This window comes from Deinococcus rhizophilus (assembly GCF_030271215.1).
In the GTDB taxonomy this organism is placed as follows: Bacteria; Deinococcota; Deinococci; order Deinococcales; family Deinococcaceae; genus Deinococcus; species Deinococcus rhizophilus.
Genome location: NZ_JASNGB010000002.1, coordinates 1 through 19,611 on the forward strand (window position 1 = coordinate 1; position 19,611 = coordinate 19,611).

Annotated in this window: 16 protein-coding genes and 1 tRNA gene; 9 read left to right on the forward strand and 8 right to left on the reverse strand. The window is 71.0% G+C overall.

All coding sequences use genetic code 11. The features are described from left to right. Window positions 1-1,258, forward strand: a 1,258-nt coding sequence (locus tag QOL99_RS00455; RefSeq protein ID WP_285520649.1) for a GAF domain-containing sensor histidine kinase, incomplete at its 5' end; no start/stop codon positions are given. 215 nt (window positions 1,259-1,473) lie between these two features. Here QOL99_RS00455 and apaG read toward each other — a convergent pair. Then, window positions 1,474-1,869 carry a Co2+/Mg2+ efflux protein ApaG gene (gene apaG / locus QOL99_RS00460; protein ID WP_285520650.1) on the reverse strand — a complete coding sequence of 132 codons (396 nt, stop codon included), beginning with the start codon at window positions 1,867-1,869 and terminating at the stop codon, window positions 1,474-1,476. A gap of 37 nt (window positions 1,870-1,906) precedes the next feature. Here apaG and QOL99_RS00465 point away from each other — a divergent pair, with 37 nt between their 5' ends. Next, window positions 1,907-3,001, forward strand: coding sequence for a M42 family metallopeptidase (locus QOL99_RS00465; protein ID WP_285520651.1), 1,095 nt, complete (start codon window positions 1,907-1,909; stop codon window positions 2,999-3,001). A gap of 76 nt (window positions 3,002-3,077) precedes the next feature. Beyond that, entirely contained in the window at window positions 3,078-4,313 is a 1,236-nt protein-coding gene (locus tag QOL99_RS00470; RefSeq protein ID WP_285520652.1) for a TCR/Tet family MFS transporter, read from the forward strand. A 3-nt stretch (window positions 4,314-4,316) separates the two neighbouring features. Here QOL99_RS00470 and dusA read toward each other — a convergent pair whose 3' ends face one another. Both dusA and QOL99_RS00480 read right to left on the reverse strand, forming a co-directional pair. Continuing rightward, window positions 4,317-5,342 (reverse strand): tRNA dihydrouridine(20/20a) synthase DusA, encoded by a 1,026-nt coding sequence (gene dusA, locus QOL99_RS00475; RefSeq protein WP_285520653.1) that lies wholly within the window; start codon window positions 5,340-5,342, stop codon window positions 4,317-4,319. Between the two features lie 92 nt (window positions 5,343-5,434). Next, entirely contained in the window at window positions 5,435-6,694 is a 1,260-nt protein-coding gene (locus QOL99_RS00480) for a glucose-1-phosphate adenylyltransferase family protein (protein ID WP_285520654.1), read from the reverse strand. A gap of 141 nt (window positions 6,695-6,835) precedes the next feature. Between QOL99_RS00480 and QOL99_RS00485 the strand changes: the two genes are divergently transcribed. Further along, the gene (locus QOL99_RS00485; protein ID WP_285520655.1) at window positions 6,836-6,982 is read left to right on the forward strand and encodes a hypothetical protein; all 147 of its coding nucleotides are present in this window, start codon (window positions 6,836-6,838) and stop codon (window positions 6,980-6,982) included. Window positions 6,983-7,015: 33 nt separating this feature from the next. On the opposite strand, the gene mqnC is transcribed toward QOL99_RS00485, so the two are convergent. The 3 genes from mqnC to topA are packed head-to-tail and all read right to left on the reverse strand — an operon-like array spanning window position 7,016 to window position 11,487. Beyond that, window positions 7,016-8,188 (reverse strand): cyclic dehypoxanthinyl futalosine synthase, encoded by a 1,173-nt coding sequence (mqnC, locus tag QOL99_RS00490; protein WP_285520656.1) that lies wholly within the window; start codon window positions 8,186-8,188, stop codon window positions 7,016-7,018. 44 nt (window positions 8,189-8,232) lie between these two features. After that, a complete protein-coding gene (locus QOL99_RS00495) occupies window positions 8,233-8,556 on the reverse strand; it encodes a hypothetical protein (protein WP_285520657.1) in 324 nt (107 codons plus the stop codon). Window positions 8,557-8,559: 3 nt separating this feature from the next. Beyond that, entirely contained in the window at window positions 8,560-11,487 is a 2,928-nt protein-coding gene (topA, locus tag QOL99_RS00500; RefSeq protein WP_285520658.1) for a type I DNA topoisomerase, read from the reverse strand. A 384-nt stretch (window positions 11,488-11,871) separates the two neighbouring features. Between topA and QOL99_RS00505 the strand changes: the two genes are divergently transcribed. Continuing rightward, on the forward strand, window positions 11,872-12,441 hold the full coding sequence (locus QOL99_RS00505) for a YdcF family protein (protein WP_285520659.1): 570 nt from the start codon (window positions 11,872-11,874) through the stop codon (window positions 12,439-12,441). A gap of 88 nt (window positions 12,442-12,529) precedes the next feature. Here QOL99_RS00505 and murJ read toward each other — a convergent pair whose 3' ends face one another. Together murJ and QOL99_RS00515 are read right to left on the reverse strand one after the other, a co-directional pair. After that, on the reverse strand, window positions 12,530-14,107 hold the full coding sequence (murJ, locus tag QOL99_RS00510) for a murein biosynthesis integral membrane protein MurJ (protein WP_285520660.1): 1,578 nt from the start codon (window positions 14,105-14,107) through the stop codon (window positions 12,530-12,532). A gap of 69 nt (window positions 14,108-14,176) precedes the next feature. Beyond that, on the reverse strand, window positions 14,177-15,199 hold the full coding sequence (locus tag QOL99_RS00515; protein ID WP_285520661.1) for a hypothetical protein: 1,023 nt from the start codon (window positions 15,197-15,199) through the stop codon (window positions 14,177-14,179). Window positions 15,200-15,342: 143 nt separating this feature from the next. Between QOL99_RS00515 and QOL99_RS00520 the strand changes: the two genes are divergently transcribed. From QOL99_RS00520 to QOL99_RS00535, 4 genes are all read left to right on the forward strand, one after another. After that, window positions 15,343-15,432: transfer RNA gene (locus QOL99_RS00520), tRNA-Ser, on the forward strand. Window positions 15,433-15,530: 98 nt separating this feature from the next. After that, a complete protein-coding gene (locus QOL99_RS00525; protein WP_285520662.1) occupies window positions 15,531-16,448 on the forward strand; it encodes an aminoglycoside phosphotransferase family protein in 918 nt (305 codons plus the stop codon). A 225-nt stretch (window positions 16,449-16,673) separates the two neighbouring features. Next, window positions 16,674-18,383, forward strand: a complete 1,710-nt coding sequence (hflX, locus tag QOL99_RS00530; RefSeq protein WP_285520663.1) for a GTPase HflX — start codon at window positions 16,674-16,676, stop codon at window positions 18,381-18,383. 178 nt (window positions 18,384-18,561) lie between these two features. Further along, on the forward strand, window positions 18,562-19,491 hold the full coding sequence (locus QOL99_RS00535) for an endonuclease/exonuclease/phosphatase family protein (protein WP_285520664.1): 930 nt from the start codon (window positions 18,562-18,564) through the stop codon (window positions 19,489-19,491). Window positions 19,492-19,611: the final 120 nt, after the last annotated feature.

Consider the following 19,611-nt stretch of genomic DNA (forward strand, 5'->3'; position numbering starts at 1 on the left):
GGCGGCGGCGGGGGAGGCCACAGTCGCCCGCTTTCCGCTGCGGGTCCCCATCCCCGGCGGGGGGGCGCTCGCGCTGCACTTCACCGAACCCCCGACGCCCGGGACCGAGGGGCTCGCGCAGGCCATCGCCGCCGAGGTCGCCACCGGGGTGGAGGCCGCCCGGCAGCGCACCCTGGACCTGATGACGGTCTACAGCGTGGACCAGTCCATCCGCGCCGAGCGCAACATGCGCCGCTTGCTGGCCCGCGTGACCCGCAACATGGCCGAGCGGGTGCACGCCGGGGGGCAGGCTGCCTACCTGCGCGATCAGGACGGCCTGCTGCGGCTGGAATACGCCGAGGACTGGACCGGCGAGCGCGGCGGGCAGGGCCTGCTGGCTCCGGCCTTTGTGGAGCGGGTGGCCGAGGCCGGGACGCCCCTGGTCGCCGGGGACGGCGAGGCCGCCGAGGTCTTTCCCGGCGCGACCTCCGCCCTGGGCTTTCCCATGCGCGACGAGCAGGGGCTGGTCGGGGTGCTGGTCCTCGGCGACGAGCGGCCCGGGGCCTTCGAGGACGCCCGGCTGCCCCTGCTCGCGCTGCTGGCGGCGCAGGCCGCGCTGGGGGTCCGCAACGCCCGCGCCTACCTGTACTCGGAAGAACTCGCCATCAGCGACGAACGCGCCCGCATCGCCCGCGAGATTCACGACGGGGTGGCGCAGTCGCTGGCGTTCGCGGCCCTCAAGCTCGATGTGGTGGCGCGGCAACTTCCCAGTGACCCCGAGAAGGCCGAGGCCGAGGTCCGCGCCGCCACCGTGCTGCTGCGCGAGCAGATCAAGGAGGTGCGGCGCTCGATCTTCGCGCTGCGGCCCATCGACCTCGAACGCTACGGGCTGCTGGAGACGGTGCGGCGCTACGTGGAGGACTTCGGGGAACAGAACAATGTGAGGACCACCCTGACCGTCACCGGGGACATCCACCTCGCGCCGGGGGACGAGGCGGTGGTCTTCCGCATCCTGCAGGAGAGCCTCAACAACGTCGCCAAGCATGCCCGCGCCCGCGAGGTCACCGTCAGCCTGCACGGGGGCCACCGGGTCACCCTGCGCGTGCAGGACGACGGCGCGGGCTTCGATCCGGGGCAGGTCTCGGGCCGCGTGAGCAGCGCCGGGGGCCTGGGCCTGATGCAGATGCGCGAGCGGGTGGAGAGCCGGGGCGGCAAGTACCGCGTGCTCAGCGAGCCGGGGCACGGCACGCTGGTAGAAGCGGAGCTGCCGCAGGCGTGAGGGAGCCGTCAGCCGTCAGGTGCTGAGGCTCGGGCTGAAGCTCCCGCCTCTGAAAGCTGAGAGCTGACGGCTGGCGACTAGAGCATTTGACAGAATGACGGCCCCCGGGGAACGGCGCCCCAGGTGCCTCTATTCTGCCCCATGTTCCTGTCCCAGTCGCTCGCTCCGCTCGGCCAACGACTGCGGAAACCCACCGCATTCTTATGGCAAATGCTCTAGTTCAGCGTGCGCCCTCCCGTCTCCCCCACCAGCCCGAAGGCCGGGACGGGCACCCGCGCCCGTACCCCCCAGGCGTCCTGCATCACGTAGTGGCCGCTCATCTGGCCGGGCGGGTCTTCCAGGGTGACGAAGGAGTCGTAGACGAAGACGCCGCCGGGCGCCAGCACCGGTTGCTCGCCCACCACGCCCTCGCCGTCCACGACCGTATGACGCCCCGAGCCGTCCACGATGTCCCAGTGCCGGGCGAGCAGTTGCCAGGTGTCGTCGGTGTGGTTCTCGATGCGGATCACGTAGCCGAAGAGGTGCCGCCCCGGGGCCGAGTGCGCCGCGAGGTAACTCACCTCCACGCCCACCCGCAGGTCGGGGGCCGGGGCATAAGCAGGATGGCTCATGGGGCGAGGATAGCCGGGGCAGCCTAGACTGGGCCGCGTGACCCAGGACAACCCGGCCCCCAGCACCCCCGCCGCCATCAACGAGGCCCCTATCAACGAGGACTTCCTCTTCGCCCTGCTGCGCGAGGCGGCCCCCAGCGGCTGCGAGCGCCGCGCCGCCGACGTGTGGAAGCGCGAGGCGGCGACCTTTGCCCGCGTCTCGGAAGACCACTACGGCAACGTGTACGCCGAACTCGGCCCGGAAGACGGCCCCACGATCGCCCTGATGGGCCACCTCGACGAGATCGGGCTGATCGTGTCGCACGTCGGGGACGGCGGATTGATCAGCGTGCTGGGCGTGGGCGGCTGGGACCCGCAGGTGCTCGTCGGGCAGCGCATCCGGCTGCTCGCGCCGGGCGGGGACATCCTCGGCGTGATCGGCAAGAAGGCCATTCACGTGATGGAACCCGAGGACCGCAAGAACGCCTCCAAGCTCGAAGACCTCTGGATCGACGTGGGCCTGAGCAAGGAGGAAGTGCAGCAGCGCGTTCCGGTGGGCACCTACGGCGTCATCGAGCAGGGGCCGATCCGGGTGGGCGAGAAGATCGTGGCGCGGGCGCTCGACAACCGGGTGGGGGGATTTATCGTGCTGGAGGCGCTGCGGGCGCTGAAGGACGCCGACCTGAAGCACCGGGTGGTCGCGGTGGGCACCAGCCAGGAGGAGATCGGCGTCTTCGGGGCGCACGTCAGCGGCCACCGCCTGAACCCGGTCGCGGGCGTGGCGGTGGACGTGACCCACGAGACGGGGCAGCCCGGCGTCTCCGAGAAGAAGTACGGCACCGTGCCCTTCGGCTCGGGCGCGAACCTCAGCGTGGGGCCGATGACCAGCCCGGCCATCCTGCGGCAGATGCAGGACGCCGCCCGCGAGGAGGGCATCCCCTACACCCTCAGCGCGAGCGGGCGCTACACCGGCACCGACGCCGACGCGCTCACGCTGGTGCGCTCGGGCGTGCCCACGGCGGTCGTGAGTATTCCCAACCGCTACATGCACTCGCCCTCCGAGATGGTGGACGCCCGCGACGTGAAGGCCTGCACCGACATCCTCGCGGCGTGGATTCGGCGGCTGGAGGGCGGCGAGGACTTCCTGCGCTGAGGGCAGGCACCAGCCCCGCCGCCACATGGCCTTTCGGCGGATGGCCGACGGCTGAACCCGCGCCTACACTCTGCGGGTGACCTCACCCCCTCTCCCCACCCCGGCCCGGCGTGCCGCGCTGCCCTTCATCCTGCTGACCGTCCTGCTGGACGTGATGGGCATCGGACTGATCATCCCGGTGTTTCCGGGGCTGGTGAGCGACCTCGCCGGGGACCCCACCCAGGGGGCGCGGCTGCTGGGCGTGTTCACGGCCGTCTACGCGCTGATGCAGTTCGTGTTCGCGCCCATCCTGGGGGCACTCTCAGACCGCTACGGGCGGCGGCCGGTGCTGCTGCTCAGCCTGCTGGGGCTGGGGCTGGACTACCTGCTGCTGTACTTCGCGCCCAACCTGTGGTGGCTCTTTGTGGGCCGGGTGATCGCGGGCGTCACCGGGGCGAGCATCACGGTGGCGAACGCGTACCTGGCCGACGTGACCGCGCCGGAAAACCGCGCCCGGTCCTTCGGACTGCTGGGGGCCACCTTCGGGGTGGGGTTCATCCTGGGTCCGGCGCTGGGTGGGGTGCTGGGCGATCTAGACGTGCGGCTGCCCTTTCTGGTGGCGGCGGTGCTCGCGCTGCTGAACGCGGCCTACGGCTTCTTCATCCTGCCCGAGTCGCTGCCGCCGGAGCGCCGGGGAGCACCCGAACGCATCCGCTTCAATCCGCTCGCACCGCTGACCGTGCTGGGCCGCTACCCGCTGGTGCGCAACCTCGCCGCCGCGTTCGTGCTGATCGGGATGGCGCAGCAGGTGATCTTCAGCACCTGGGTGCTGTTCACCGAGCGGGTGCTGGACTGGTCGGCCACCCAGAACGGGCTGGCGCTCGCGCTGGTGGGTCTGCTGTCGGCGATCGTGCAGGCGGGGCTGGTGGGCACGGCGGTGCGGGTGCTGGGCGAGCGGGGGGCGATCATCACCGGGCTGCTGCTGGGCGTGGTGCAGTACCTGCTGCTGGGCGCGGCGCGGACGGACGCCATGCTGTACGCCTCCATCGTGCTGGGGTCGCTGGCGGGCATCGCGGGTCCGGCGATCCAGGGCCTGATCAGCCGCCGGATCGATCCGACCGAGCAGGGGCGGGTGCAGGGGGCGCTGACAAGCGTGCAGAGTCTGGTGGGGGTGGTGGGGCCGCTGGTCGCCACGGGCGTGTTCGCGGCGTTTACCCGGCCCGGCAATCCGTACCACGAACCCGGCGCGGCCTTTTACATGGCGGCGCTGTTCAGTCTCGCGGGGACGGTGGTGGCGGGCGTGGTGCTGCGGCGGGCGGGGCGGCAGAGTTAGCGGTCAGGCGGGCTGACCCTCTCCCACCCCTGGCCGCGCGTCCAGCACGCTGTCGGGCACCCCTGCCAGCGCCCGGCGCACCACGTCCAGCCCTGCCCCCGGCAGGTGCCCGCGCTCGCTGAGCGTGCGCCTCCAGTGCCGGGCCCCCGGCTGGCCCGCGAACAGGCCCAGGGTGTGCCGCATCATCCGGTTCAGGGGCTGGCCCGCCTCCAGCCCCGCGGCGACATAAGGCAGGAAGGCTTCGATGGCCTCGCGGCGGGTGGGTGGGGCCACAGCCTCCCCGAACACGTCGCGGTCAGCGGTCGCCAGCAGGTACGGCTCCCCGTACGCCGCCCGCCCGATCATCACGCCGTCGGCCCAGGACAGGTGCTCGCGGGCGGCCTCCAGGCTGAGGACACCGCCGTTGAGGACCACCGTCAGGCCCGGAAAGTCGGCCCTCAGCTGCCGCACCACCTCGTAGCGCAGGGGCGGAATCTCGCGGTTCTCCTTCGGGGAGAGGCCCGAGAGCCACGCCTTGCGGGCATGGACGATGAAGGTCTCGCCGCCCGCCGCCGCGACGGTGGACACGAAGCGGGTGAGGTGCTCGTAGCGGTCCAGATCGTCGATGCCGATGCGGTGCTTGACCGTCACGGGCAGGTTCGTCGCGCCCCGCATCGCCTCCACTGCCCGCGCCACCACGTCGGGGGTCGCCATCAGGCAGGCGCCGAACGCGCCGCTCTGCACCCGGTCCGACGGGCAGCCGCAGTTGAGGTTAACCTCGTCGTAGCCCCAGTCCCCCGCGATGCGGGCGCACTCGGCGAGCGCCGCCGGGTCCGAGCCGCCGAGTTGCAGGGCGACGGGATGCTCGACCGGACTGAACCCCAGATGGCGCTCGCGGTCGCCGTGCAGGATGGCCCCGGTCGTGACCATCTCGGTGTACAGCAGGGTGCGGCGGGTCAGGGTGCGGTGAAAGACCCGGCAGTGCCGGTCGGTCCAGTCCATCATCGGGGCGACCGAGAGGGTGTGGGGAGGGCGGGGGGCGGCGCTCATCGCCCGGCAGTGTACGGGGTAGGCGTGGGGCAAATGGGAAGGGAACCGCAGGCCCCCGCCCACGGCTCCCCGGCTCTCCGGCTCCTCTGCCTTTACTTCCCGGCCTTGCTGTCCCGCTCGGCGGGCCGGGCGACCTCGTCTTCCCGCCCGGCGCGGACCGTCTGACGCGGCTCCACGATGAGGCCGGGGCCGATCCTCGCGCCCGACTCCACGACGCTGTGTGCCCCGATCACGCTCAGGCGGCTGTTGGCGCTCTGGCCCCCGACCACCGCGTTCGCCTCCACGACCGCCCCCTGATCCACGATGGCGCGGCTCACGCTGGCCCCGGCCCGCACGGTCGCGCCCGGCTGAACGATGCTGTCGCGCACGCTGGCCCCCTCCTCCACCACCGCGTTGGGGCCGATCACGCTGCGCAGCACCTCGCCCCGGATCTCCGCGCCGCCGCACACGTAGGCGTGGTCCAGCCGCGCCGAGCCGTGAATCCGCGTCGGCGGCCGGGCGATGGAACTGGTGATGAAAGGCCAGTCGGGGGTGTCCAGCAAGAAGCCTTTGCCGTCCAGAAAGTCCTGATGGGTCTGCATGTAGGCGTCCAGCGTGCCCACGTCCATCCAGTAGCCCTCCAGCCCAAAGGCGTGGGCGTCCCCCCGCGCGACGAGGGCGGGCAGCAGTTCCTCACCGTAATCGCCCAGGTCACCCTGCCGCTCCAGTTCATCCAGCGTATCCATCAGGATGGCCGCGTCGTACACGAAAACCTCGGCGGTCACGGTCTTGCCCAGCGGCTCGTCGGGCTTGTAGGCGAACTCGGTGACCCGGCCCTCCCCGTCCGCCCGCACGTTGCCGAAGCGGGTGGCCTGCGCCTCGTCCTCCAGGTCGGTCGTGACCATCGTGACGCTGGCCCCCCGGCGGACATGTTCGCGGATCACGTCGGAGTAATCCAGCTTGTAGATGTGGTCGGCGCTCATGACCACCACCACGTCGGGCGCGAATTCACGCATCAGGCCGACGTGCTGCGCGAGGGCGTGGGCGTTGCCCTGCGCGAACTCGCCGTCCTCGTTCTCGGGGCTGGAAAAGGGCGGCATCACCACCAGCCCGCCGCGCGTGCGGTCGAGGTCCCAGGGCCGCCCGCCCGAGAGGTGGTCGTTCAGACCGTGCGGGAGGTACTGCTCGATCACCCACACGTCTCCTATGCCGCTGTGCACGAGGTTCGAGAGCGAGAAGTCGATCAGGCGGTAGGTGCCCAGAAAGGACACGGCGGGCTTGGCCCGTTCGGTCGTCAGGGGGGCGAGGCGGCTGCCCTTGCCCCCCGCGAGGACGATGGCAAGGACCTTTTTTCCCGCAATACGCGTGTTCACAGGGGTCAGTGTGCGGGCGACTTCCCGGCGCCGCATGAGGGGGCGTTCGGGGGGGGTTCACCGAGCCTCCCCCCGGGGGACCCCCCATGACCTTCAGACCCCGGCAAGGCAGATGAGCTGCCCACCGCCTACCGTGGAGACATGTTCGCGCTGCTCGTTGTCATGGTTCTGCTCGCCCTCGTGGCCCACGCCGCTGCCCGGCAGGCCCGGCTGAATCTCGGCGCCGATGGCGGCAACGGGGAACCCCGCCGCAGCCCGGCCCCTCAGCGGGACGGACAGCCCGCCTGACCCAGTGAGGGGACCTCAAAAGACCCCTGCCCCCTACGCCCCCACCGCCCGCTCGGCCTCGGGGTTGTTCTCTGCCCGGCCCAGCACAGCCTCCGCGTCGGGCCAGTCGATAATCTGAAAGCGGCTGTTGCGGATGGCCGGGGTAAAGCCCGCGTCCACGGCGATCCGCACGAGTTCGCGCACGGTGGCCTGATGCCGCCCGTGCCCGCCCGCCGCCGAGACGACGTTCTCTTCCAGCATCGTCGAGCCGAGGTCATTCGCCCCGTAGTACAGCGCGGCCTGCGCGACCTTGAACCCCTGTCCCGGCCACGAGGCCTGCAAGTTGGGAAAGTTGTCCAGCGCGATCCGCGCGACCGCGAGCTGCTGCAGGTACTCGTGGGCGGACGCACCGGGGGCCTTGCCATGCAGGCGGGTGTGCTCGGTCTGGAGGGTCCACAGCGCGAAGCCGGAAAAGCCGTTGCCGCCGTACTCGCGCAGCGCCCGGTCCTGCTGCTCGCGCAACCGCGTGAGGTGGCGTACCCGCTGCGCGACCGTCTCGCCGAAGCCGATCACCATCGTGGCGATCGTGTACAGCCCCTTGCGCTGCGCCGCGTCGATGATCCGGAACCAGTCGGCGCTGCGGATGCGGGCGGGGGCAGCCTTGGCCCGCACCTCGTCCTCCAGAATCTCGCCGCCCGCGCCCGGCAACCCGTGCAGCCCGGCGTCGATCAGGGTGTCGAGCAACTCGTCGAGGCTCAGGCCGAAGCTCTTTTCCATGAACAGCACTTCTTCGGGCGAGAAGGCGTCGATGCGGATGGTCGGGTGATGCCCGCGCACATGCCGCAGCAGCCCGGTGTAGTACTCCAGCCCCAGCGCCGGGTTCACGCCGCCCTGCAGCAGGATGCGGGTACCGCCGACCGCCTCCAGCTCGCGGATTTTCGCGCTGATCTCGGCATAATCCAGCACGTAACTGTCGCTCTGGCGGCGGGTGCGGTAGAAGGCACAGAAGTTGCAGCCCACGTTGCAGATGTTGGTGTAGTTGATGTTGCGGTCGATCAGGAAGGTGACGACCTCGGCGGGAGAGCGCGAGAGCCGCAGCCCGTGCGCCACCGCCGCCACCTCAGGGAGGGGCAGGGCGTAAAGCGCCTCCAGCTCCTCCGCCCCCAGCCGCACCCCGGAGGCGGCCTTATCGAGCACCCCGACATCTACGCGCACATCCGCCGTCATGCCCGCACGCTAGCACCGCGCGGGGGCGTCAAGCGTCCCGGGCCTCACCCTCGGGACTCTCCTTCTGGGACCAGCAGCAGGACCGTTCCCGCCTTGACGGGAAGGGCGGTCCAGGGTTCGGCGGGCGTGACCCGGTAGCCCTCGGCGGCCCGCAGGCGCACGAACTCGCCGTGCGGAAGGTCCAGCACCGCTTCCCCCGCGAGGCAGGTCAGCCAGCCCGTCACGGAGGGGCCGTTCACCTTGCCGGGCAGCGCGAGCACCCGCAGCCCACCGCCGGGCAGGGCCACCCACTCGCCCGGGGTGCCCCCCGCCAGCCGCGCGAGGTGCAGGGCCTGGGGCGGCTCGGGGCGGGCGGGACGCGGGGGCAAGGCTCAGCCCCCCCGCGCCGCCTGGTTGAGCTTCTTGCTGGCTTGCAGGGCCATGCCCTTGGCCTTTTTCACGTCCAGGCCGAGTTCCGGGGCCACGTCCTCCACCTTGCGCCCCTGGTCACGGGTGGCGGTGACGAGCGTCCGCTCAGTGTCGCTCAGAACGCCGAGGTGCGGTTTGAGGTCGGCCCACGTCAGGGCAGGGGCTTTGGGGGTAGTCGCTTTGGCAGGCGCCTTCTTCGCGGCCGTCTTGCTGGCCGTGGTCTTCCCCGTCGTCTTGCGCGGTGCGGCCTTCTTCGCTGTGCCCGCCTTGGCCCCGGCCTTCGCACCCGTCTTTGCGGCCCGCGTTCCCGAGTTCTTCTGTCCCGAGTTCTTCTGTCCCGGCTTCTTCTTGGGCTCCTTGCCGCGCTCCTCCAGAATCTCCAGGGCGCGTTCGGCGGTCAGACTGGCCTCCTCCTCGCCCTTGCGGAGGGTGGCGTTCTTCTCGCCGTCGGTGAGGTACGGTCCGAAGCGGCCCGACTTCAGCAGGATGGGGGCGCGGCCCTCGTACTCGAAGGTTCGCAGCGGTGCGGCAGCCGTCCCCCGACCCCGGAAACGCGGCTGCATGAAGATCGCCTCGGCCTCGGGCAGCGTCACCGTGAACAGTTGCTCGTGCGTGGCGAGGCTGCGCGAGTCGTTGCCGCGCTTAAGGTACGGGCCGAACTTGCCGTTCTGCGCCCAGATCTCCTCGCCCTCGGCCACGCCCACCAGCCGGGGCAGACTCAGCAGCCGCAGCGCCCGCTCCAGCGTGAGCGTGGCGGGGTCGTCGCCGGGAAAGAGGCTGGCCGAGCGGATGGGCGGCGTCTCGTCGCCCAGCGTCACGTAGGGGCCGTAGCGCCCGGCCCGCGCCACCACCGGGTGCCCGGTCGCGGGGTCCTCGCCCAGCACCCGGTCCCCGGTAGGGCGGTTGAACAGGTCCTCGGCCTTTTCCAGCGTCAGGTCGTCGGGCAGGAGGTCATCGGGGAGGTTCACCTTCTCCTCGCCGCGCTGCATGTAGGCCCCGTAGCGGCCCACCCGGACCTCGATGCTGCTCCCCGCGAGCCGGGGCACCCCGATGGTGGCGATGCCCCGCGCGTCGATCTCGCCCATCTTGGAGTCGATCAGGGGCCGCAGGGCCATCCCCTCGCCGCCCTCGCCGAGGTAGAAGCGCCGCAGGTAGGGCACCCGCTGCGCCCGCCCGCCCGCGATGTCGTCGAGGTCTTCCTCCATCCGGGCGGTGAAGTCGTAGTCCACCAGGTTGCCGAAGTGCCCCTCCAGCAGCGCAGAGGTCGCGAAGGCCGTCCAGGTGGGCACCAGCGCCTGCCCCTTTTTCACCGCGTAGCCCCGGTCCTGAATGGTCCCCAGGATGCTCGCGTAGGTCGAGGGCCGCCCGATGCCCGCCCCTTCCAGCGCCTGCACCAGCGAAGCCTCGGTGTAGCGGGCGGGGGGCTGGGTCTCGTGGTCCTCGGCCTTCACCGATTCCGCGCTGACGCGCTCGCCTTCCTTCAGCGGGGGGAGCGGCGTCTCGCGGTCCTCCAGGGCGGCGGCGGGGTCGTCGCTTCCCTCCACGTAGGCCCGCAGGAAGCCGGGAAAGTCGATGGTGCGGCCCGAGGCGCTCAGGCCCGCCGCCTCGCCCGTGGTCGCGTTCCCGGCCAGCCGGACCCGCAGGCTGCGGCCCCGCGCGTCGGCCATCTGGCAGGCCACCGTGCGTTTCCAGATCAGGTCGTAGAGGCGCCACTCGTCGCCCTGCAGTTCGCCGCGCAGGCTGTCGGGCGTGCGGAAGCTCGACCCGGCGGGCCGGATCGCCTCGTGCGCCTCCTGCGCGTTCTTGGCCTTTTTCGCGTATACACGCGGCTGCGGCGAGAGGTAGTCCTGACCGTACATCGCCTTCACCTGGCTGCGGGCCGCGTTCACCGCCTCCGAGGAGAGGTTGGTGGAGTCGGTGCGCATGTAGGTGATGTACCCGCCCTCGTAGAGCCGCTGCGCCGCCCGCATCGTCCGGGTGGCCGCGAAGCCCAGCTTGCGGCTGCCCTCCTGCTGGAGGGTGGAGGTGATGAAGGGCGCGTAGGGCCGCTGGGAGAAGGGCTTCTCCTCCGCCGAGGTGACGGTGAGCGGCTGCCCGGTCAGGCCGTCCGCGAGGGCACGGGCGGCGGCCTCGTCCAGCAGGCGCATCCCGGCCCCGTCCTTCAGCCGCCCGGTCAGCGGATCGAAGTCCTTGCCCGTCGCCAGCCGCACCCCGTCCACGTCGGTGAGGCGGGCCGGGAAGGTGGCCCCCGCCGCCGTGCGCCCCGTCACCACGAGGTCCCACCACTGGGCGCTCACAAAGCGCATCCGCTCGCGCTCGCGCTCGACGAGCATCCGGGTCGCCACCGACTGCACGCGGCCCGCGCTGAGCTTGGGCGCTACCTTCTTCCATAGGACCGGGCTGACCTCGTAGCCGTAGAGGCGGTCGAGGGCGCGGCGGGCCTCCTGCGCCTCCACGAGGTTGGTGTCGATGTCGCGGGGGTGCGCGATGGCCTGCTGGATGGCTTCTTTGGTGATCTCGTGGAAGACCATCCGCTTGACGGGCACCTTGGGCTTGAGTTCCTGATACAGGTGCCACGCGATGCTCTCGCCCTCGCGGTCGTCGTCGGTCGCCAGGATGATCTCGTCGGCGTCTGCGGCCAGCTTCTTGAGCCGCGCGACATGCTGCCTCTTGTCCGGGGAGACGACGTACAGGGGCTGGAAGTCGTTTTCCACATCCAGGCCGAGCCGCGCCCAGGCCTTGCCCCTGTATTTCTCGGGAATGTCGGCGGCGCTCCTGGGCAGGTCGCGGATATGCCCGATGGAGGACTCCACCGCGTACCCCTTTCCGAGGTACTTCTCGATGGTTCTCGCCTTGGCGGGCGACTCGACGATCACGAGGGTTCTGGGCATAAGGGGGGGGCTCCACCGGGGCGAAGTGCGCCGAGCGTAGCACGCACTCTCCGGGACGCACGGCGGCGGGGGCTGCGATTGGGAAGCGACCCCCCATACGGACTGCCGTCCACTTCCTTTCCTTCCGGGACCCCACCGGAAGGAACTCCATCTCCCGGAACCCGCCCTTTCTCCTGCTCGCCTCCGCTCGGATGGAATCACTTCGTAGACGATTCCATCGAAGTCCGTATCAGTCCGCTTCGCGGCCAGCTTCCCTCGGAGGGAGCCGGGAGGGTGGGATATTGGAAACGCAGTTTCTGGCCTTTCCTTCAGGGGCGGTGGGCCCACTTCCCGCCCCCTCACCGTGCAGGACGGCAGGCATGGCCCGTGCTACGCTCACTTTCCATGCGTGCCCGGGGGTCCTCCGCTTCGTTGCTGCCGCTGCTGGTGCTGACGGCGCTGGTCCTGGGCTTCGTGCTGTTGCCTCCCGGAAGTGCCGCCCGCCCGGAGGCCCCCCGGCCCACGCTGATCGTGCTGGGTGCGGCGCAGTATGCGGGCACCCCCAGCCCCGCCTTTGCCCGGCGGCTGGACCATGCCCTCGCGCTGTACCGGGCGGGGGGCGTGCGCCGCATCGTGGTGACGGGTGGGCGGCGTCCCGGCGACCCCCACTCCGAGGGCGGGGTCGGGGTGGGTTACCTGCGGACGGCGGGGGTACCTGGGTCCGCCCTGATCGCGGAGACGCGCAGCCGCACGACCATCGAGAACCTGCGCGGCGCCCGCGTCCTGCTGCCCCCCGGCACCCCCGTCACCCTGGTCACCGACGCGGCCCATACCCCCCGCGCCCTGGCTCTGGCCCGCGCCCTGGAGATGGACGCTGCGGCCGATCCCAGCCCCCTGAGTGCCCGCCCCGACCGCCGCTACCTGCTGCGCGAACGGCTGGCGCTGGTGGCGTACGCGGTGGTGGGGGTGCGGTAAGGGGCCTGTAGCGGGTGGTTTGTGGGGAAAAGAGGGAGGTGGGAGGCACTTTGGAGCGCCTCCCACCTTCCTGTATGGACCACAGGTCTTACCGCCCCAGCCGCCGCCGCACCCCCGCCACCTCCGGCAGCCGCAGCGCCAGCGCCCCGGCGAGGTACACGGCCAGCCCCACCCCGCCCGCCAGCGCCAGCCCCACCAGCCCGGGCACGATAAAGCCGGGACCAGGCATCACGAGCGACACCAGCCACGCGGCCAGTCCGGCGGCGGCGGCGAGGGGCACCACCCGGCCCAGGTGCGCGGCGACCTCACGGGTGGGGAAGCCCAGGGCGCGGCGGTACATATAGCCCAGGGTCAGCGCCATCAGCACGCCGCTCACCGCCGTGCTCAGCCCAAAGCCCAGGAACCCCAGCCGGGGCACCAGCAGGTTGTACAGCCCGACCTCCAGCACGAAGCCTGCGGCGCTGACGACCACGGCCTCGCGGGTGCGCTCGCGGGCGTAGAAGGTCCGCAGCAGCACGGTCACGACCGCCCACGGCACCAGCGCCAGCGCCCACCCGGTCAGGATGCCCGACCCGGCCTGGAACTTGGCGACCTCAAAGTCGCGGCTGAGGTTAAACAGGCTCACGGCGTAGGGGGCCAGTGCGAAGAGAAGCGCACTCATGGGGGCGGCGAAAAAGGTCGTGATCCGCAGTCCCTGCACCGTCAGCGCCCGGAACGCCCCCCAGTCCCGGTCGGCCGCGTGCTGCGAGAAACGCGGGAAGAGGGCCAGCACGGGCGACACCACAAAGAGGCCGTTCGCCATCGTGAAGAGGGCCTCGGCGTTGCCGTAGCCCGTCTGGGTGCCCACCGGAAACTGGCTGCTGTTCGTGAGCAGCCGGGTCACGTACACGTTCAGGAACTGCCGCGCCCCCGCCGTCAGGGTGAAGGGGGCCATCTGCCGCAGCACCCGCCCCAGCGCCGGGTGACCGCGCAGCGCGGGCGTGGGCAGCACCCCGAAGCGGGCCAGCGCCGGAAGCTGCACCACCAGTTGCGCCACCCCGCCGATCAGCCACCCGAAGGCCAGCCACGTCGCTGTGTTGGGCAGCAGCAGCAGCGCCACGATGGAGGCGAGATTGAAGGCGACCGGCGCAAAACTGCTCTCCTTGAAGTGCTCGTCGGCGTTCAGCAGGCCCATCGCCACCGCCGAGAGGCTGATCAGCATCAGGAAGGGCATCACCAGCCGGGTCATGTAGGTCGCCAGCGCCGGGTCCACGTTGGAATTCGCGGCGGTCAGCAGGTCCACGATCCACGGGGCCGCGAAGATGCCCAGCGCCATCAGCAGCAGATTCACCGCGATCAGCACGCCGCTGAAGGCCTGCGCCAGCTTCTTGCGGTCGGCCACGTCCAGCGTCTTGTACACCGGAATGAAGGAGTTGACGAGCGCCCCCTCCGCTAGCAACTCGCGCATGAGATTGGGCACCTTGATCGCCACGTTAAAGGCGTCGGTGAGGGTCGTATCGAACAGGTTGATGATCTGCTGCCGCACGATGCCCGAGAGCCTAGAGCCCAGCGTTCCCGCCATCACGATCAGGGTGTTCACCCGCAGCGAGCGCCGGGGGGCCGGGGCGGGGTTGGCCGGGCCCTGGGGCGGCGGGCTGGGATCGGGAGCGGCGGGCGGGACGGTCACGCGGCCAACTGTAGTGCGGGGGAGCGGCCAGCCGCCAGCTTCCAGCGACCAGCCCTGGTCACCCGGCCCTCAGTTCCCCGGACGCACCGGCAGCGGCTCATAGACGCTCTTGACGCTGCCGTTGTCGAAGGTCACCTTGCCCGTCACGTTGAGGCTGGTGTACACCCGCTCGGCGCGGGCGCGGACGTTGAGCGGCAGGGTGAAGGTCAGGCGGCTTCCCTCCTGCCGGAAGCGGGTCACGGTGCCGCCCGTGGAGGGCCAGCGGTCCACCCCGGGCAGGGTCAGCTTGCCCGTGCGCCCGCCCTCGCGGTACTCCAGCTCGTAGCGGAACTCGGCGGCCACTGGCCGCGCCCCGTTGGGCACCGTCTCGATCACGAGGTCGCACAGGTGCGCCCGCCCCGCCACCAGCCCGGCCCGCGAGGCCCCGCTCACGGTGTCGCGGCAGGCCGTGAAGTACCACTCGGTGAACTTGGGGGCACCGGCCGCCGGGGTCGCCGGAGAAGCTGGGGGTGTCGCACGCGGCGCGGCAGCCGTCGCTGCCCGGCCGTAGGACTGGCACCCGTTCACGCCCGCCCACGCCACGTCGAAGCCCCGCGCCGGGAAGGTGTAGGTCAGCGCCTGTCCCCCCGTCCGGCGGTTGACCCGCACCACCAGCCGCTTGCCCGCGTTCAGCCCGGCGGCGATCTGCCGCACGACCCCTCCCTGAAGGCCGATGTTGCGTGTCAGCACGTTCTCACGGGTGTCCACCACGCTCACAAGGTCCGAGTCGCGCAGCACGACCGCCGGGTCGTCCCCCAGCCGGATGGTCACGGCAGGTTTGAGGCCCGCGTAAGCCTCGTCCTCGCTCAGCAGGGCGTTCTTGGTGGTCAGGGTGGCCCACAGCGCGGGGCGGTCGCGGTCAGCGCAGCGCAGGGCAAAGCGTGTCTGGCCGGAGGTGTCGTTCACCTCGTCGATGACCACGCTGCCCGTGTTCGCGTCGGTGATGGGATCGCGGGCCGCCGAGTAGTAGGTGAAGGTGCCGGGCACACGGGTGGCCGCCAGCGCCACGCCGGAGAGGGCCAGGCTGGCGAGCAAAAGGAGAGGTCGGTTCATGCCCTCACTGTGCCGCAGCCGGGAGCGGGTCCGGGCCGCAAATCTGATGGCCCCCTCTGCTCCGCAGCTCTCCGAGTCCACAACTCCCCGCCGACGTGCTATGCTCCCGATCGCCCACCGGCCCCAGCCGGAAAGCCACACGCGGAGAGGTGCCAGAGTGGTTGAATGGGTCGGTCTCGAAAACCGAAGTAGTCGCAAGGCTACCGTGGGTTCGAATCCCACCCTCTTCGCCAAAAGGACGCCAGCCCTGAACCGGGGTTGGCGTTTTTGATGTTCAGTAGGCCCTTTGGCGGGCGCGGCACGCCCGGACGAGCCTCTACGCTCAGCGGGAATGACGAACCGCCCTGTCCGCCTGCACGCCGACGAGCTGGAGACCGACACCGACCTGGTGAGGTGTCTCCTCGCCGCGCAGTTCCCCCAGTGGGCCGACCTGCCTGTGCGCGTGTTCGCCTCGGCGGGCAGCGAGCACGCGATCTACCGTCTGGGCGACGACCTCGCCGTTCGCCTCCCCCGGATTCCCGAGGCCGCCGGGCAGGTGGAAAAGGAGCTGGCGTGGCTGCCGAGACTCGCGCCGCGCCTCCCCCTGAAGGTGCCCGTGCCGCTGGCCCTGGGTCAGCCGGGAGAGGGCTACCCCCTGACCTGGGGCGTGTACCGCTGGCTGCCGGGTGAACCGGCCTTCCGGGAGCATCTCACCGACTTTCCGCAGGCGGCGCGTGACCTGGCCGCCTTCCTCCGGGCGCTGCAAGGGGTGGACACCGCAGGCGGGCCGGTGGCGGACCCGACCGGCGGAGAACGCGGGGCGCCTTTGCTCAGCCGCGACGCCTTCACCCGCGAGAACATCGCCGCCTTGCCCGACGACCTGGACCGGGTGACCCTCACAGCAGCGTGGGAGGCCGCTCTCCAGGCGCCCGTCTGGGACAAGGCCCCCGTCTGGATTCACGGCGACCTGAAATCCGACAACCTGCTGGCCGAGAACGGGCGGCTCAGCGCCGTAATCGACTTCGGGGCGCTGCGGGCAGGCGATCCGGCGTGTGAGTTGGCGGTGGCCTGGAACTGGCTGGACGCTGAGTCGCGGGGGGTGTTCCGTGAGGCTGTGGCCTGCGACGGGGCGACATGGGACAGGGGACGCGGGTGGGCGCTCTCCATCGCCGCCGCCGAGATTCCCTACTACCTCCACACCAACCCGGCGATGGTGGCGCGGTCGCGTTACGCACTGTCGCAGGTGCTGCTGGAATCACCCGTTCTGTAGGCCACCCGGCGGATGCTCCCGGCCCCGCCCGCGTGTCACTCTGGCCCCACGATGATCAACCTCCTGAAGTAAAGGCACACCTTTTCCACTGCTCCCCCGCCGTACCCTGGGGTGATGCCGGAACGTGCCTCCACACCCGCCGCCCGGACCCCTTCCGCGCGGCCCGGAGTGCGTTTTCCCTCTCCCCTCTCCCCCCTGCGAAGGATGTGACCTCACATAGATAAAGTGCTTGGCAACACCTCGGGCCTGCGCCCGGCGCAACTGAAGTCCCTGAGTAACCTCTACCGCCGCCGCATCGAGCCGGGGCGGGTCGGGTCGCCCGAGCTCGCCCGCAACCTCGCGGAGCTTTCCCACGCCATCCGCCGCGAGATCAGCGTGCTGATCGACCGCCGGGGCCGGGTGCTCTCGGTCAGCGTGGCAGACGCGAAGGGCGCCGAACTCCCCGACCTGCGCCTCGGCGAGAACCGGCTGGCGGGCTTTCACCTCCTGCACACCCACCCGCGCGGCGGGCCGCTGAGCAAGGGCGACCTCTCCACGCTGTTCCTGAAGCGGCTGGACGCGGTGGCGGCCATCGAGGTCCGCAACGAGGGTCAGCCCGGCCTGGTCCACACCGCGCACCTCACCCCGCCCGGCACGGTCGGCGAGGAGGAGGACTGGCGCATCCTCGACCCGGTGCCCAGCTTCCAGATCGACGAGTTCGACCTGGGGGCACAGGTCTCCGCGCTGGAGGAGGAGATCGCCCGCGCTGCCCGCACCCGCGAGTCGAAGAAGGACCGCGAGCGGGCCATCCTGGTGCAGATCGACCAGGGCGAGTTCGACGCCGAGGAGCGGCTGGACGAACTGTCCGAGCTGGCCCGCACCGCCGGGGCCGAGGTCGTCCACAGGGAACTCGTCTTCCGCCGTCACCTCAAGGCCGGGACCTTGGTGGGGGCGGGCAAGCTGGAGGAACTCACCAGCCGGGCCTATCACCTCGACGCCGACCTCTTGATCTTCGGGCAGGAACTCGGCCCCGCCCAGGCCCGCGAGATCGAGGCGGCGACCGGGCTGAAGATTCTGGACCGCACGCAGCTGATTCTGGACATCTTCGCCCTGCACGCGCAGGGGGTCGAGTCGCGGCTGCAGGTCGAACTCGCGCAGCTGCGGTACATGAAGCCCCGGCTGCTGGGCGCGGGCGCGGCCCTGTCGCGCATCGGCGGCTCGGCGGGCAGCGCGGCGGGCGGCTCGATCGGCACGCGCGGCCCCGGTGAAACCAAGCTGGAGCTCGACCGCCGCCGGATCAACGACCGCCTCGCCTTCCTGGAAAAGCAACTGGAAGGAGTGGCCGTCCGGCGCGAGGAGCGCCGCAAGACCCGTTCCCGCAACGACGTGCCTGTCGTGTCCATCGTGGGCTACACCAACGCGGGCAAATCCACGCTGCTGAACGCCTTTACCCACGCCGCCGAGGAACCGCGCCGGGTGCTGGCCGAGAACAAGCTGTTCGCCACCCTGCGCCCGACGAGTCGCCAGGGCTTTATCGAGGGCATCGGCCCGGTCGTCTTGACCGACACGGTGGGCTTTATCCGCGACCTGCCGAAAGACCTCGCCCGGGCCTTCCGCGCCACGCTGGAGGAGATCGGGGACGCCGACGTGCTGCTGCATGTGGTGGACGTGGCGGCGCCGGGGGCCGACACCCGCCTGGACGCGGTGAACCGCATTCTGGAGGACCTCGGCTTCCGCGAGATGCCCACCGTGATCGCCCTGAACAAGGCCGAGGCCGCCGACCCGGACGTGCTGGAGCGCGAGGTGGAGCGCACGGGCGGCATTCCGGTGAGTGCCCTGAAAGCCCTGGGACTCAATGAGCTCAAGGACGCCGTCGCGGACGCGGTCGCCGGGGTGCAGCGCCAGGAACTCGCCCTGCGGGAGGAAGCGCGGGAGCGGGCGGCGGAGTACCGGTAGGGCGGTCCGCCGCCCGCTCTCAGCCGTCAGCAAAACGGGGTCCCCGGCTTCACGGCTGGGGGCCTTCTCTTGCTCCGGATGGGGCAACCGGGCGGACCCCCCCATTCCGACGTGACGGGCGGGTGGACGCGGTCGGCCCTCCCGCGCTTCGACCAGCCTGCGTGGCAGACTCGCGGGCATGGTTCATTCGCGCCTCGCCTGGCTGTACCTGCTGACAGTCGCGCTGGTCTGGGCACTGGGGGAGTTCGTCGGGGAACGGACGGTGCCCACGCTGCTGCTGGCCTACGCGCCGCCGCTGCTGTGGCTGCTGCCCGCGCCGCTGGTGCTGGGGTGGACGCTGTGGCGGCGGCGCGGGGTGGCGACCGCACTGGCGGGAACCCTTCTCGCGGCTGGGGGCGCGGGCCTGCTGCACTGGCGGCCCCAGACGGACGGAGCGCTGCAGGTCATCACCTTCAATGTGGCGCAGGGGCTGCTTGGCTCGCCGGAGGAGATCGCGGCGGCGCTGCGGGCGGCGGACGCGGACCTGCTGCTGCTTCAGGAGACGAACTTCGTGCGCCCCGGCTTCCGGGAAACCCTGCTCGCGCGGCTGCCGGGCTACGCGGTGCGGGACGGGTATGAGGTGACGACCCTCTCGCGGCTGCCGGTGCTGTCGGCCACCAACCACGCCGCGCCGGGCACTCAGCGCACCTTCCTGGAAACGCGGGTGCGCTGGCAGGGCCGGGAGGTGCGGGTGCTCAACGTGCATCTGGGGACGGTGCTGGTGTCCAGTGCACTGCGCGGCGACTTCGACCGCGTGCGGCAGACGCGGGACGTGCGGACGGCGCAGGTGGCGCGGCTCTCGGCCATCGCGGAAGAGGGAGCGGGAACGGAGCCGCTGCTGCTGGGCGGCGACCTGAACACGCCCCCGCGTGGGCTGGCCTACCGGGAGCTGCGGCGGGCCTCCGGGCCGGACGCCCACAGCCTCGCCGGGCGGGGGCCGGGGTGGACCTTTCCGGGCCTGTTCCTGCGCATCGATCACCTGATGGCGCGGGGCCTCACGCCAACGCGGACGCGGGTCTTTCCGGAGTCGGGCAGTGACCACCGGGCGCTGCTGGCCGAGTACCGCTGATATGGATTCCGATTGAATGGTTGCAACAACTGTTCAATCCGAGCAGAGCGAGCAGGAAACAGCGGTTGCCGGGAGAGGGGCGCCTTGTCCCCGCCTCTTTGGAGAACTTGAAGGCAGGTT

Excerpts from the sequence above, each read along its gene's own strand:
- apaG (WP_285520650.1), bottom strand. The coding sequence starts at position 1,869 with ATGAGCCATCCTGCTTATGCCCCGGCCCCCGACCTGCGGGTGGGCGTG.
- dusA (WP_285520653.1), bottom strand. The coding sequence starts at position 5,342 with ATGAGCGCCGCCCCCCGCCCTCCCCACACCCTCTCGGTCGCCCCGATG.
- QOL99_RS00485 (WP_285520655.1), top strand. The coding sequence starts at position 6,836 with ATGTTCGCGCTGCTCGTTGTCATGGTTCTGCTCGCCCTCGTGGCCCAC.
- mqnC (WP_285520656.1), bottom strand. The coding sequence starts at position 8,188 with ATGACGGCGGATGTGCGCGTAGATGTCGGGGTGCTCGATAAGGCCGCC.
- topA (WP_285520658.1), bottom strand. The coding sequence starts at position 11,487 with ATGCCCAGAACCCTCGTGATCGTCGAGTCGCCCGCCAAGGCGAGAACC.
- QOL99_RS00505 (WP_285520659.1), top strand. The coding sequence starts at position 11,872 with ATGCGTGCCCGGGGGTCCTCCGCTTCGTTGCTGCCGCTGCTGGTGCTG.
- QOL99_RS00515 (WP_285520661.1), bottom strand. The coding sequence starts at position 15,199 with ATGAACCGACCTCTCCTTTTGCTCGCCAGCCTGGCCCTCTCCGGCGTG.
- QOL99_RS00525 (WP_285520662.1), top strand. The coding sequence starts at position 15,531 with ATGACGAACCGCCCTGTCCGCCTGCACGCCGACGAGCTGGAGACCGAC.
- QOL99_RS00535 (WP_285520664.1), top strand. The coding sequence starts at position 18,562 with ATGGTTCATTCGCGCCTCGCCTGGCTGTACCTGCTGACAGTCGCGCTG.